This window comes from Salinivibrio sp. PR919 (assembly GCF_001995355.1).
In the GTDB taxonomy this organism is placed as follows: Bacteria; Pseudomonadota; Gammaproteobacteria; order Enterobacterales; family Vibrionaceae; genus Salinivibrio; species Salinivibrio proteolyticus.
The window spans coordinates 1-13,436 of the sequence record NZ_MUFL01000085.1; the positions used below are offsets into that span (position 1 = coordinate 1).

14 protein-coding genes and 1 pseudogene are annotated in these 13,436 nt (G+C 43.7%); 9 read left to right on the forward strand and 6 right to left on the reverse strand.

What is annotated here, in order from left to right; genetic code table 11:
- Positions 1–186 precede the first annotated feature (186 nt).
- The gene (locus BZG83_RS17100; protein WP_077481351.1) at positions 187–1,299 is read right to left on the reverse strand and encodes a M23 family metallopeptidase; all 1,113 of its coding nucleotides are present in this window, start codon (positions 1,297–1,299) and stop codon (positions 187–189) included.
- A gap of 170 nt (positions 1,300–1,469) precedes the next feature.
- Positions 1,470–3,473: a recombinase gene (locus tag BZG83_RS13795; protein ID WP_158011470.1), complete on the reverse strand. Its 2,004-nt coding sequence runs from the start codon at positions 3,471–3,473 to the stop codon at positions 1,470–1,472.
- Positions 3,474–3,692: 219 nt separating this feature from the next.
- On the opposite strand from BZG83_RS13795, the gene aqpZ reads away from it, so the two are divergent.
- Positions 3,693–4,385: an aquaporin Z gene (gene aqpZ / locus BZG83_RS13800; protein WP_077481355.1), complete on the forward strand. Its 693-nt coding sequence runs from the start codon at positions 3,693–3,695 to the stop codon at positions 4,383–4,385.
- Between the two features lie 99 nt (positions 4,386–4,484).
- Here the strand turns inward: aqpZ and BZG83_RS13805 are convergent, their stop codons facing one another.
- On the reverse strand, positions 4,485–6,248 hold the full coding sequence (locus BZG83_RS13805; protein WP_077481357.1) for a hypothetical protein: 1,764 nt from the start codon (positions 6,246–6,248) through the stop codon (positions 4,485–4,487).
- 574 nt (positions 6,249–6,822) lie between these two features.
- Here BZG83_RS13805 and BZG83_RS13810 point away from each other — a divergent pair.
- From BZG83_RS13810 to BZG83_RS13835, 6 genes are all read left to right on the forward strand, one after another.
- Entirely contained in the window at positions 6,823–7,629 is an 807-nt protein-coding gene (locus BZG83_RS13810; RefSeq protein ID WP_077481359.1) for a hypothetical protein, read from the forward strand.
- A gap of 157 nt (positions 7,630–7,786) precedes the next feature.
- Complete coding sequence (locus BZG83_RS13815) at positions 7,787–8,026, forward strand: hypothetical protein (RefSeq protein WP_077481361.1); 240 nt, start codon at positions 7,787–7,789, stop codon at positions 8,024–8,026.
- 10 nt (positions 8,027–8,036) lie between these two features.
- A complete protein-coding gene (locus tag BZG83_RS13820) occupies positions 8,037–8,621 on the forward strand; it encodes an ABC-three component system protein (protein WP_108744062.1) in 585 nt (194 codons plus the stop codon).
- Positions 8,611–8,835 carry an ABC-three component system middle component 6 gene (locus BZG83_RS13825; protein WP_077481363.1) on the forward strand — a complete coding sequence of 75 codons (225 nt, stop codon included), beginning with the start codon at positions 8,611–8,613 and terminating at the stop codon, positions 8,833–8,835. Before BZG83_RS13820 ends, BZG83_RS13825 begins: the two co-directional genes overlap by 11 nt.
- Positions 8,825–10,510: a DUF2326 domain-containing protein gene (locus BZG83_RS13830; RefSeq protein ID WP_077481365.1), complete on the forward strand. Its 1,686-nt coding sequence runs from the start codon at positions 8,825–8,827 to the stop codon at positions 10,508–10,510. Before BZG83_RS13825 ends, BZG83_RS13830 begins: the two co-directional genes overlap by 11 nt.
- Positions 10,511–10,587: 77 nt before the next feature.
- Positions 10,588–11,067 (forward strand): hypothetical protein, encoded by a 480-nt coding sequence (locus tag BZG83_RS13835; protein WP_241828297.1) that lies wholly within the window; start codon positions 10,588–10,590, stop codon positions 11,065–11,067.
- A 219-nt stretch (positions 11,068–11,286) separates the two neighbouring features.
- On the opposite strand, the pseudogene BZG83_RS17030 reads toward BZG83_RS13835, so the two are convergent.
- From BZG83_RS17030 to BZG83_RS13850, 3 genes and pseudogenes are all read right to left on the reverse strand, one after another.
- Positions 11,287–11,394: pseudogene (locus BZG83_RS17030) on the reverse strand (IS110 family transposase); the annotation flags it as partial.
- A 91-nt stretch (positions 11,395–11,485) separates the two neighbouring features.
- Complete coding sequence (locus BZG83_RS13845; protein WP_074214686.1) at positions 11,486–11,764, reverse strand: type II toxin-antitoxin system RelE/ParE family toxin; 279 nt, start codon at positions 11,762–11,764, stop codon at positions 11,486–11,488.
- The gene (locus BZG83_RS13850; RefSeq protein ID WP_069586513.1) at positions 11,764–12,045 is read right to left on the reverse strand and encodes a type II toxin-antitoxin system RelB/DinJ family antitoxin; all 282 of its coding nucleotides are present in this window, start codon (positions 12,043–12,045) and stop codon (positions 11,764–11,766) included. The genes BZG83_RS13845 and BZG83_RS13850 overlap by 1 nt, the downstream gene beginning before the upstream one ends.
- Before the next feature lie 515 nt (positions 12,046–12,560).
- Here BZG83_RS13850 and BZG83_RS13855 point away from each other — a divergent pair.
- Together BZG83_RS13855 and BZG83_RS13860 are read left to right on the forward strand one after the other, a co-directional pair.
- On the forward strand, positions 12,561–12,797 hold the full coding sequence (locus tag BZG83_RS13855) for a hypothetical protein (RefSeq protein WP_077481371.1): 237 nt from the start codon (positions 12,561–12,563) through the stop codon (positions 12,795–12,797).
- Between the two features lie 98 nt (positions 12,798–12,895).
- Entirely contained in the window at positions 12,896–13,411 is a 516-nt protein-coding gene (locus tag BZG83_RS13860) for a GNAT family N-acetyltransferase (protein WP_077481373.1), read from the forward strand.
- Positions 13,412–13,436: the final 25 nt, after the last annotated feature.

The following is a 13,436-nucleotide window of genomic DNA, read 5'->3' on the forward strand; positions in this document are numbered from 1 at the left end:
TATAGATATTATTATCTATTAATAATTAAGTGACAAAAAAATCGTACAGAATAAATGACTGTTTTATTTTGAGAGGTTATCCGCAAGTTTTATGAATGTTGTTGTTATGTAAAATAAAGATAAAGGCCACAAATTAAGTGGCCTTTATGTCAGTATTGGAAATGTGAAGTGCACGCATTAATGCGATTATGGATTGGTGATACGACGCCATAGACACACTTTATTCCCGGTTTGCGTTTGAGTAAGCCACGTATAACGACAGTCGTTATCGTAGCTATAGCGGCCCGTTTGTATACGATAACTGCCTAATACCGCATCTTGCATGGAGACGAAACGACCATTTTTGAGTAACGAGAAATGTAAGTGAGGTCCGGTCGAGGAGCCTCCTTGGCACAACGCCACAGAACGCTGGCTGGCGTAGGTGCCGAGTTTGGTATTTTTGCCCACCCACTGATTGTTGCGCACTTGAATGCCGTCCATGTGATAGTAATTGGTTGCCCAACCATTATCGTTAGTGACCCGCACTTGGCAGCGCGATAGTACGGTGACATAACCATCGTGGGCGGCAGTCACACTGTAAGTTGTGCCTCCCCATTGCGGCCAATCATAAGAGACATCAATAGAAGAAAGCGGAAAACCGGATCCTGAATGGGCATGTGGGCCATTTGGGATCCAGGCGTAGCCTTGTCGCCACGGCCATTGCATAAACCCTGCAGGTGGCGCAACTAAGCTGCGTGATGAGATGGCATGTTGCCCTAGGGGTTTTTGGTCACCAAACCATGCTTGGTAACGTGTCTGCCATGTCTGCCAGTCACTCGGAGAGTGGAGAGTGCTGACAAGAGTCTGTGTGGCATGTCCCAGCGTGGCATCAGAGGTCTGCGTGTTGGGCTGATAAAGCAAAGCGGACAACGTGGATGCGGTTTGCTCGATGGCCTGTAGCAACTTCAGTTCGCTGATCCGATCGAGGGCGATATCCTGCTCTAACTCCGGCGCATTAGTGATGAGGGTGGTGATCAATATACGTGGATCAATCCCTGACGCACCGCTCCAATGCATAATCGCCTCGCTCACCGGTTGCCAGTGTGGCAATTGCTCGGCGAGAAAATCATCAATGTTAAATGGGTGACGGCGCGGTTGAAAGAGCAAATCGGTTTCGGTGACAAGCTGGTCCGGCACCCCGACGTCCTCTAAGACAGCAGCCGGACGCATGGGTGTATGGTTTGCGATCAAAGTGTGTGCGTGCGCAGCGCTAGTGCTCACCATCAAGCAGGCGAGTACGAGACGAGATAAACGAAACATGACTAGCTCTCCTTTCATTTAATGAACGGTAATATTGGCATGGTATGTATATTTATCTGGTCACTTGATCGTTGTTGCGAGTGTGTAGAAAGCTTGCGTGTAATTGTTTGCACGTAGCACATGAAGGCTGTGATGCAGGCCGATAAATAGCCTGCATCACAGCAAAATAACTAGGGTGTCCGTTTGTGGTTGGGTGGTGAGTTTTTAGCCATCGGTGCGGTGTTTTGTGGCCAGAACAAACAAGCGGGATGTTGCTTAATCTGGGTAAATACAGCGGTCCGTACGGACTTGATATCAAGCTCACAACTGCGTGAGCGAAGTGCCACAAATAAGGCCAATCCGAAGCTCACCCACAGGTTGATAAACCCAATCATCAGCACAAAGAACAGGCTAGAAAGAAAGGCCAACACACCGTGAAAATCGCTCACATGCGCGTAACCAATATTGGCGGAAGAGAAGGCGACATGGCGAATATCCAAGGGAATATCGACTAAGTAACCCACATAACTGGTCATGCCGAGCAAAAAGCCAAAGATCAGGTTGCCACCCAAAGCGCCGTAATTATCGTGAATATAAAAGGCGACCTTCTCACGCCGTGACTCAGGCACGATGCGCATGAGTGGATGGGCGACAAGGCGATCTTTCAATTCAATGTAGTCGGCGCGATTATCGAGAATGCCCGTAATGATCCCAGATAGAAACAGCCACACACCAGCAATCGCGGCGTAAAGCCATGCCATGCCACTGAAAGGCATAATAGACTGTTTTTGATAGTCAATTTGCTCGGGTGACAACAACGCATCGCTGAAAAAATGCATAAACGCCCAACTGACCAGCACACTACAGCTAATGGCTGCGACAATATTGCCCCACACGGCGAACCACTGGGAACGATTTACATCGATCAACAAGCGGGCTAGCTTTTTACTTCGGGTTCGCCCTTGCTTATTCTTCTCAACATGGGCAGCAAAATTCGCCGCTGTCATGGCCGGTTGCTTGGTCGCAATCGTAAAATGCAGCACATGCACCAGCATAAAACCGACACCGTAATTTAAACTGACCAGAAAGGCGCTTTTAAACGGTGAAAGTTGCAGCGTATCAATGTAGATTTTTACCCACGCAAGCAAGGCTATAATCACGCCCGCGCCGCACGCGCCCTTCAGAATATTGAGATAGTCCTTTTTCGTTTTGGCAATATAGTGCTCACCATGATTGCTTTTGTTTTGCGTCACGCTTTGCGAGAAAGTGCGAGTGCTTTTGCGATAGATGGCACGCACGCTGTTACGCTCCGTGACCGAGGTCAGCAATTGTTGCCACAAATTCAGTACACAGCGCGCCTTTTGATGCGGATGACGAAAGTCAAGGATTTGAAATAAGAGCACCATGCGGTTGAGGGTTTGATCTAAACGCTCAAGCATGTGTGATGCGTGTGTTGAGAAGCCAAATTGGCTGATCCCACGGGTGCGGATCCGTTTTACTTGAAGCTGGCACTGTTCAATCATTACCCAGAAGTGCGCGGTATCCACCGAATCAATCTCACCCTCCTTGATGGTCGCCACCAATTGACTGGTTTCGCGCTGCAGGGCAATAAACGGCGAGTCCACTTCGTTTAAACGGCGATCAATCCGCAGTAGCTCAGGATCGAGTTCTTCCGCCGCAACCCAAATCGCTAACATTTCTAGCGAATAACAAAGCTCACTTTTAATGTATTCGCCGGTTGTGCGAATGGCTTCAGGGGATGCACTTTTCACCAGCAAGCGATAGAGCTTAAACCAGCATTTAGACGAAATAGCATTCACCCAAACCTTGTCTTCGCCACCGACGAAATAGCTTAATAAGTCGTTGATATCGTTGCAGCGTTTGGGTGGCGGATTGATCTTATTATAAAGGCGACGAAAGATTTCCGTCACCAATCCATTTTTAGAAAATATGCCCAATTGGACAAAAGCTGGAGACAGCTTAATGGTTTTGGCTTCATTGCAAATACTGTTCGCAAACAACGATGCCTGAGAGGGGGAATTGGCGAGGGCAAGGACAAGCTGCTCAAGGCGCAATTCTGCGAGTTCGGGCTCACCTTCACGAAGATAAGTAAAAAATACATTAAGACGCTCTGTGTCTGTTTCACACAGAGAAAACCCGTCTATCACTTTAAAAGCCGGTGTTATTGCAGGCATAGATTTTCTTATCAGTCGATAATAAACGCGCGCGTAGTCTACAAGAGCGAGAAAGCAGGGGGAAGCAAAAGCGCTCATTGGCAGTATGGCACAATGCAATCACGTCCTTTATTTTTAGCCATCGCGACATAATGCTGTCTACTTATTGATACCTTAAACACAATGTGTGCCTATACTCATCACATTATTAGTCATGCGAGTCAAAAAAAGGAGACACGGATGAATAAGTATGGTGCAGAGTTTTTTGGCACATTTTGGTTAGTTTTGGGCGGGTGTGGTAGTGCGGTATTGGCTGCTGCGTTTCCAGAAGTGGGGATTGGGTTGCTCGGCGTATCGCTCGCCTTTGGTCTTACTGTATTAACCATGGCGTTTGCCATTGGCCATATTTCTGGCTGCCACCTTAATCCAGCGGTGTCCATTGGCTTATGGGCGGGAGGGCGTTTTCCCGCTAATCAACTGCTCCCTTACATTATTGCCCAAGTTTTAGGGGGGTTAGCGGCTGGTGGCGTGTTGTACCTGATTGCGAGTGGACAAGCCGGATTTGATGTCTCGAATGGATTTGCCGCGAATGGTTATGGTGCGCATTCACCGGGCCAGTATAGCTTAACCTCGGCGCTGATCTCGGAAGTGGTGATGACCATGATGTTTTTAGTGGTGATCCTCGGTGCCACCGACCAACGCGCCCCTCAAGGTTTTGCACCGATTGCCATTGGGCTGTGTTTGACGTTGATCCACCTTATTAGTATTCCCGTGACTAACACCTCGGTGAACCCGGCCCGTAGTACAGGGGTAGCGCTTTACGTGGGCGATTGGGCCACTGCACAATTGTGGTTATTCTGGGTTGCCCCCATCGCTGGCGCGATATTGGGCGCTTTCGTATACCGCTTTATCGGTAACGAGAAGGAGTCATGAGTTTGGACCGACGCTCGACGGCGAGCAAAACAAGGCCTTACGACTGAAAAGATGTCGCCAGCCAGCCGGCGACACCTAAGCCATTTATATGAAAAGCATTTATTGGGGATTACGCGCACTGGCAGGACGAGGTGGCCAGGCTTGCTCAGGCGGTGCAAAGGATGGCTTGCCTAACACCGGCGAAGAGAGCACGTAGATCCCGTGATTAGTGAACAGCCAAAATAAGTTACGGTCATATTCCACATAGACACTGTGTGACAAATTCCCCATCGCATAACTGGCAACTTCATCTTCCTTGAACGGCGGCACGAAGTACGCCGCAATCGCAGGTTGTTGTGGGTCACGAACATCGAATACCTGCAGGCCAGCGTTATAAAAATTATAAGGAAGAATACCTTGGCGGCCGATACCGGGCTGGGTGTAAGCACCGGTACGTTTTGGGCCGAAGCTGCCGCGACGTTGACAAAAATCCGTAAAAGCAGCCTCTTTCGGTGGGATTGGACGTGGTAACACGCCGACTTTTTTCGGCTGCGCGGGATCCGACACATCAATAATATGCACGTCTTTATAGGGTTCAAAACACTCTTCATTAAGTGGATAACCGCTAAAGTAGACGAGGCCTGTTTGTTCGACTTGGGATACATCGATAAAGTCGCCCTCTGTCCCCGCTACGCTGGGCTCAAAGTCAAGGTGACTCACCACTTGCATCTGCTCTGGATTGGAAATATCGACCACATAGAAACCAAGCCCGCCCATCGCGGCATAGCCATATTTCCCGCCTTCTTCGACCGGTGTCGGAATAAACAGCGACATACGAGCGCCCATCCAAGAGGTACGATTCCCTGCGCGAGGGTTATTGAGATACGCTTTTTGATGCGCAGGTTGGTTAAGAATTTGCCCCGGCACTGCCAATTGATCCATAAATATTGGGTTGGCCGGATCAGACATATCCCACGATTGATAACCCGCGGAATATAAATCATTGCCATATTCGGTTAATGCATAACTGGCATCGGGTGCGGCCGCAACAATCATGGTCTTTCCCCCAAACCAAGTGGGAATATCGCGCACGCCCGACCCTTGTTGTTCACCCACCTTAGCGTCTGGGTGGTTAATATCGGTGCTTCGCTCTGCGATTAATGTCCATTGGTCCGGAAGTGGGCCATGCATGTCATACACCTTAAATCCTTTTAAATGCTTGGCATGACGGATTTGTGCGACTTTTTCCGGCTGGGTGAATTTATCTTTCAATAGCCCGAAGCGACGGATCTCAAAGGCCTGCACCATCACATAATTCTGTCGAGCCTCGCTCCACTGTATGCTGGCCGCGCCAAACATATCACCAGTGGGATAGGGGTTCACTTCTTCCCCTTGAGGCCCATTTGGCCCCCATTGCTTACCGCGGGTATACAACAACTTCAGATCTTTTGGGTTTGTAATATCAAAGATCTTTAGATCGCGCCGCACATACTGATACAGATACCGCCTGCCATCAAAATCGACAATATTTTGCCACGTGTGGAAGGGCTCAACCGTGATGGGGTAATAGGCCTCTACCGTCATGTTTTTGCTATACGTTTTGTCATCCCAATAATCGAGTAACCCATCAAATGGCTTGGGTGTGTAGGCATGGTAGGTTCGCTGAGGATGAATAAACTGACCCGTTTTAGGGTCCATGCCATAGCTGGTAGGGTCTGGATTGTCGGGCTTGTGGTTTCCTGTTAGCGCGACAACCTTTTTAAGCCAAGGATCATGAATAGTATCTTGAGTGCCTTCAGCGCTTGCTGCCGATAGCGCGACGGTGGTGGATAAAAGTGCGAAAAGGGATCGCCATCCCTGCTTATATATGGCGTGATGTCGCATAACAACGTCTCCGTGTTGTGTGGGAAAATAGACCAATACTCGCCATATATTAAATTGGTTTCATAAAATTACTGCGATAACTCCCTGATCCTATTATTTTTGTAGGCAAAGCCATTGCAGCCACGCCCCCGCACAAAACCTGCCATCGCTAACATTTTGGGCAATTAAGCACGAAAAAATCAGCATGGCTTTGATAAGCTAGCCTGACAATGCTGACGGAAAGGTGTGTTAGGTACCGAAAACTGATCGGCGGTAGCGTGGGAAATACTAGATGGATAACCAGCTTATCGGTGGAAGCACGCCAATTGAGTGCTCGCTTTGTCGGCGCTCATTCACACTATCCCAGAACGCGAAAAAAGAAAGTAAATATAATCAATAGATTAGAGAATTGGGTGTGGTGATAGTGTGAACGGATTACCAGAGATAGGCGGCATGCACACTTTCTCGGAAAAGAGACAGGCCGGAATGACGAAAAATTTCTATAATAACAGAAGCTTAGACAATATAAGTTGCGTATAACGGTTTTGAGAAATCGAGCATGCGTACTAATACAATGTTAGCTTTTAGGAGTAATATGTCAGTATTTCATGCATACAATAAAGACAAGCATCTACAGAGAGCATTGAACCTGCTCGAATCTGATAACTCAGTTGAGCATGTATATGCTTGCTTAGAATTACGGTTTTGTATTGAGGCTATTGTGTATCAGAAATTGCTTCATGGCATTGAGTGTCTACCAAACACTATCGTAAACACGTGGCAACCTACAAAAGCGCTAAAAATGTTGGCTGAATTCGATAAGCTTTCCGCCTCCGACTGCGTAGTCGAAGTAAATTTGTCGCATTCTAGTAAACCACCTGAGTCTGGTTGGTTATTTTTTGGAGAACAGAAGCTCCCTCCAGTGCAGTGGTTGCACAAAACTTACAATAAACTCGGCAATTTTTTGCATTTGGTTGAACCTCAGAAAGCTATTGAGGCAATGCATCGAAACATACAGAAAGACTTACGTGATATTGCTGAAAAACTCAAGCAATATACAAGAAATAACATATTGATAAGTTATAAAAATATAGACATTAAACAATGCCCTGCATGTCAACAAGATATAGCATTTTCTCTAAAAAATGTACGAGACGGAGAAACTCGGAAATGTAGTAATTTTCGATGTGGTGCATTGCTTACTGTGAAGGCAGATATCGTAAAACAAGAAATTAAGCTGAGCTGCAATACTTATGACGTTAAATGCCAGCTATGCAACAAAGATATTTTTATACCAGAAGAAGTGATTAGAAATCTAGATATCTTCAGTTGCCATCATTGTAGCGCTCAATATATTCCGAGGGGAGAATATGAATTTGCGTTACTTCGGAAGCAAAGCTAACAAACGCTTCAAGAGGGACAGCCAACGCGTGGCATTTTTATCATGCGTTGGTTTGTGTGATTACGGTATTATGCGGCAAGTTGGTAGTTGCGTTGGCTGCCCCTTAAGCGGACGTTAGTTTTCTCATCAACATCATCATTTATCAATAAGGATAGAAATGGATACTTTCATTGAATTTGTAAAATCAGACATTGGGGTCACGCTGGCTTGGCTATGTACTGTAGGAAGTACAGTGTTTGCTGTGATTACATCAAAGRAAAATAAACAGTTGAAAATAAAAATTGGTGAAATAACTAAGAATTCAACAGTAGATAATAGTCAGGATAGTGTTATGCAAAACGGCCAGAAGAATGTATATACAAAGAACAACTCTGGCGGCATGAAAATTGACATGTAAGGACTGAATCTTGGCCATAGGAAATGAAGGGGGTAACCCCCCTGTAAATAAAACAGTTCAAGTTGAACGTAATGCTGGAAATATCATAATCGGGGATTCACCCGAATATGAGATCAGCTCGGCTATAAATGAGTTGCTAAAGTCATTAGCTAACAAGCCGTTTACGTTTAAGAAAAGCAGAAGACGCCCGTCTTCTGAAACAGTTGTGAAGATTCAACACAATAATCTTAAAGCTAAAAGCCATATCATAAAGCAATACTTAGATCATTCCTCAAAAGTAGAAGAAGCCTATCTCGAGATAGATTCACTGATAACTTTTGGAAAAGATACAATCCTGCAAAATTTAAACGATTTATATTATCTTGCTTTAGACGCTGTTGAGATCGACTATCTAACTTGCGATATAGACATAGCTAAAATCAGAGAAAATTCAGAGTTTATTTTAGATTTTATTATTCAAAGATTAAAAAATACTGTATTTGAATCAAAAAACACTCCAGCTTACAAAGAGCATGTTGAATTGGGCGTGAATGTCGTCGTCGCTCATGCTTTTATTGAGTGCATAATTATGGAAAATCCAACTTATGATTCCTAGAAATGGTTGTGACCCAGAGATAAATGTTGTAAGTATCGGGGCAAAAATTCTAAAGAAATTGGCAGAGGAAAATCCGTCCTTGGATACGATACTCACTGACTGTTCTTCAGAACTAAAAGTATCGATTGATCACATTATATTGTCATTAGATTGGTTGTTTGCAATTAAGGCTATTGGGATTAATGGAACAGAGGTTTTTATAAATGAAGCTTGATAGCCTTGAAATAAAGATAAATAGCGAAGTAAAAAGATTGGTTAAATTCGAGACAGGCCTTAACCTCATCACAAACAAGCCCAATTCTGGTCGTACAGGGAACAGCGTCGGAAAATCAACATTATCAAGAGTGGTTGATTTTCTAATGCTAGGAAGCATAGACAATATTTACATCGATGAAGAGTTCAAAAAGCCAAATCTAGAGATAGAAGCGCTTTTTAAGAACAATGTTGTAACTGCTTCTCTCAGTTTTTTTGACTTCTCGAACAAAATAAATCAAATTTCTCGAAATCTATGTATTGGTGGAGAATCTGAATTCTGGGTAAATGGTGAAATTGTTGAAGAAAAGGGATATGAGTCATTTATCCAGGATAAAATCTTTAATATATCTACTAGAAGGCCTTCTGTTCGAGCTGTAGCGCCTAAATTTATTAGAAATGACAGTCATAGAATGTTAAGTACGACCAAATTTCTTGATAAACGACAAGGTCCAAAAGATTATAGCGAACTTTTTTTATACCTTTTCGGTTTCAATAATACRTCTCTACTTACAGAGAAAAGAGATGCAACGAATCTGGTTAATAGACGAAAAAGGAATGCCACTTCAATCAATGCTCTAGTGAAAGAGCAAAAGCCAAAAAGTGAGATCAAGAAATATAAGGCAGATGCTAAAGAGCTAGAGAGCAACCTTTTAACATTCGAATACTCGTCAGAATATTCGAATCCAATAGAAAGGCTTTCAGAACTACAAGTAAAAGAAGACCGATATACCGAAGAACTTCTATCAATACAGCGAAAAGTAGACAATATCAATCATACTATCGAGCTATTATCCAAAGACAAAAATGGTTATTTAATCAACGAGCTTAAAGCTATATATAGTTTCTCTGGTGTAGCAATTGATGGAGCCTTAAGAGAACTTGAAGACGTTATTTTGTTCCATAGAAACCTCGTTGAAAAAAAGAGGCACTTTCTTACGATTGACCTGCCCCAATTGAATGAGGAATCTGAAGGTCTTCAAGCAGAGCTCAGTTCAATACGGAAAGATAAGTTACAAGTTTTTTCTGATATGAGGTCCAAGGAAAGCTTAGACAATGTGACTAAAAATCTGAAACGTCTTGGTGAGCTTAAAGTTGAGCTTGGAAAGTTAGAAGGTCTAATGGAACAGCAGTCCAAGGCAAAATTAGATCAAACTGAAGCTGAAGCTCAATTGCAAAAAATCCTTGAGGCTATTTCCAAAGAGATTGACAATGTTTATGAGTTTGAGAAGAAATTCAATACACATTTAGGATCTCTTACAAAAAGTCTTCACGATGAAGAATACAGCATAGATTTAGAATTCAATAAGGATAGCGGTATTTGTTCTATAGAACTCAATAACTCAGCAACTAATCCTGAGGGTGGGAAAAAGAAAGCTGAAGTCATTGCTTTTGATTTTGCATATATACATGCTATTAATGAGTTAAAGCTGAATCGACCAAATTTTATATTTCATGACAGTATTGAGGATATTGACAAAAAACAGATTGAAGATATTTTCAAAGAAGCAAAGAAGCTACCGGGTCAACAGATTCTGTCAATGCTATCAGATAAAATATCAGAAGAAACTTACAAGAAGATATCCAAAAATGTAATCTTATCTCTTGATGAGGATGAAAAGTTCTTTTGTGTTTAAACAAAAACTAACAAGTCAAATTACTCGGACGCAGCGAAGCTGCGCCGGTGTTTGAGGCCTTAGGTTTTCGGAGTAACATGAAGCAAGTAATATTTATCTTGTGTACTTTGATGTCAGGAGTAGTAATGTCTGAGGGTTTGTTTTTAAGCTCATATAATAAAGTGTCTGATCGTTATGCAATTCTCGATGAGTTTGACCAATCTGGAGTGCTTTACTTAACTAAGCCAGAGACTCAACAGCCAGAACGAGACGCTGTCGCATACATTCAGTATGCTCCTGTATCCGAGGACGCTTGGAAACAGAAAATGAGGGCAGGAGAACCGCCGCAATTACATGAAGGTCTAGCTTCTGAAGTAGCAGTTATCCCAAAAACAGCAGAGCAAGATTTTAGCTTCTTATGGTCGGCAGATGGTAACTCAGTAGCCTTACTTTATAAAAATGCTCCCATAGCTTTCGTTAGTCAAAATGAAAAGTATGGCTTTAGTRAAGCGGTAGTATCAGACTCACCAATTGTTTCTATGTGGGATACAGATAAGTTTAACGAACTATTTGAGTAAAAACCTAACTCATATGAGCCCTTCTCCGGTCAATAGGCAATAGCATTTTTTGGCTGCGCCAGCAGCCAATGCTCTCGAACAACAAAGTCGTCTACTTCGCTCTGTCATTTCAGCCATTAAGTCATTGCTTACGGCAAACACATATAGAAGGTCTGTTACTGCGACTCACCGCTGCCTGCCGTGACAGGGCCATTAGACATTACTTCACGTTCCCACGCAGGAGCGTGGGAACGAGTTATGGAGAATGACTTTTCCGTGGTCGTCCGCCGCGTGAAGAGAAAAATGGTGCTTGGCGAGATCAACGCCACAAAAGAACTGAGCAGACATGGTTACCTCCGTTACCAAAGGCTTCACCTAAATGTGGCAGATCTTCAAAAGGGGGAATCCATGTCATTCGTTAGTTGTCCAGAGGAAGCAATCAATCCGTAGGGAATTTTTGTTTTTGGTGGAGTACACGCATAACTTGGATGATATCGCCCTCGACCCAGTAAGAGACAATCATCGAAATCTCAGGAATAATGAGTAATCGTCCGCGGATGCCATCTCGTTGTACGCCCATTAAAGGTTGTTCAAGCAAGTTTTCTACTTTTGCTTCAATGAGGCTGTCAGTTTTGTCTGCCACCTCAGGGTTGAAGTCATAGAGAAACTCAAAGATCTTTTCACGATCGTTAAGTGACGCTTCTTCCCATAAAATCATTACTTGCCTCGATTACGGATTCTGGCTTTACGCTCTTCCATTCGAGATTGAGCAGCTTGGTGCTCAACGAAAACGGATTTTCCTGAGTCAAACTTCTCAAATGCTAGGTTTACTTGTTCAGTTAACCACGCATCGTGAGATAATGTTTTTCTTTGTTGTTCAGCGAGTTGCTCAGTAAGTTCACGGCAAGCATCACTCAGTGTGCGCCCTTGGCTCTCAGCCATTTGTTGTGCTAGGCGTTTTGTTTCTTCATCAACACGAAATTGAATTCTAGTGTCCATGATGTATTCCTTTGCTGTTGTGTGTACAAATGTTAGCACTCGGACTTGAGATGGGCAACTAACGCCTATGAGCTCTTCTCCGGTCAATAGGCAATAGCATGTTTTGGCTGCGCCAGAAGCCAATGCTCTCGAGCAACAAAGATGTCTACTTCGTTCTGTCATTTCCGCCATTAWGTCATTACTTACGGCAAACACATAGAGAAGGTCTGTTACTGCGACTCACCGCTGCCTGCCGTGACAGGGCCATTAGACATTACTTCCCGTTCCCACGCAGGAGCGTGGAAACGAGTTAAATAACCTAGCAAAATCCCTATAACAAACGCCTCAATAAGGGGCTTGGACTTGATCCGTTTTACTGGACACGCATCGACGACCTGAGGAGGTCAGCATGCCAGCCTATAAAACGGGTAAAAAGACAGCGCAATATCCACCAGACTTCAAAGTGAAAGTGGTTGAATGGAGCGATTAGATGCATCGAATAATGAATGCGGTTTTAAAAGCCCTAAGGAATTAGAATGAATAGTATATTTTGTGAGAATTGTGGGCAAGTAACTGAGCATAAAGAAATCATAAAGCAAAAGCCTTCGAAATATGGGAAAAGTAAAAAAGAACAGTTTAAGGCTTTTCTCGACGGTTTCTTTGGTGGTGTTGCTAGCCCTATTGGTGCATCGTTGGACTTAATCGATCGATATGAAGTTTGTACAAGGTGCGGGCATAAAACCTTAAAAAATCAGGGTGACGAATTTCAATAGTAACATTTAGGTTTAAATCTATTTGGACAATTGAATTTCCTTTAGGAATCATGCGATTTGACCTTTTATAATGCTCGTTTCATTTTTAAGGAGGTATAATGCAAAAAATTTTTGAAAGTGACAGGTTAATATTGAGGCCGTTTTCTCTCAATGATGCGGAACGTGTCGCCGAACTGGTTGGGGAAAAGAAAATATCGGAAATGACCGCAAATATTCCCCATCCATATAGTATTTCTGATGCCGAAAATTGGATACGAACCCATGAGTCGTTGTTTTTAAGTGGCCAAGGTGTGGTTTATGCCATCACGTTAAAAACCACGTTGGAACTCATTGGGGCGGTGAGCTTTCCAAGATTGGAGGAGGGTACTGGCCTGCTTGGTTATTGGTTGGGTATACCTTACTGGGGAAAAGGTTATGCCACAGAGGCATCGCGTTGTTTAATAGATTCTGCTAAAAAACACTATGGATTGAAGCGCTTAAAAGTGACACATCTAGTTGGAAATTCGCGCTCAAGGTCTGTGATTAAAAAATTAGGTATCACATACATAGGTAGGGAATCGAATCGTATGCAAGGACAGGAAAGGGAAGTTTGTGTATATGCTTCTGAAGTGTGATTAATAACTATGAAGTGTATATTGT

Excerpts from the sequence above, each read along its gene's own strand:
- BZG83_RS13825 (WP_077481363.1), top strand. The coding sequence starts at position 8,611 with ATGATTCCTAGAAATGGTTGTGACCCAGAGATAAATGTTGTAAGTATC.
- BZG83_RS13860 (WP_077481373.1), top strand. The coding sequence starts at position 12,896 with ATGCAAAAAATTTTTGAAAGTGACAGGTTAATATTGAGGCCGTTTTCT.
- BZG83_RS17100 (WP_077481351.1), bottom strand. The coding sequence starts at position 1,299 with ATGTTTCGTTTATCTCGTCTCGTACTCGCCTGCTTGATGGTGAGCACT.
- BZG83_RS13810 (WP_077481359.1), top strand. The coding sequence starts at position 6,823 with ATGTCAGTATTTCATGCATACAATAAAGACAAGCATCTACAGAGAGCA.
- aqpZ (WP_077481355.1), top strand. The coding sequence starts at position 3,693 with ATGAATAAGTATGGTGCAGAGTTTTTTGGCACATTTTGGTTAGTTTTG.
- BZG83_RS13855 (WP_077481371.1), top strand. The coding sequence starts at position 12,561 with ATGAATAGTATATTTTGTGAGAATTGTGGGCAAGTAACTGAGCATAAA.
- BZG83_RS13795 (WP_158011470.1), bottom strand. The coding sequence starts at position 3,473 with ATGCCTGCAATAACACCGGCTTTTAAAGTGATAGACGGGTTTTCTCTG.
- BZG83_RS13805 (WP_077481357.1), bottom strand. The coding sequence starts at position 6,248 with ATGCGACATCACGCCATATATAAGCAGGGATGGCGATCCCTTTTCGCA.
- BZG83_RS13850 (WP_069586513.1), bottom strand. The coding sequence starts at position 12,045 with ATGGACACTAGAATTCAATTTCGTGTTGATGAAGAAACAAAACGCCTA.
- BZG83_RS13845 (WP_074214686.1), bottom strand. The coding sequence starts at position 11,764 with ATGATTTTATGGGAAGAAGCGTCACTTAACGATCGTGAAAAGATCTTT.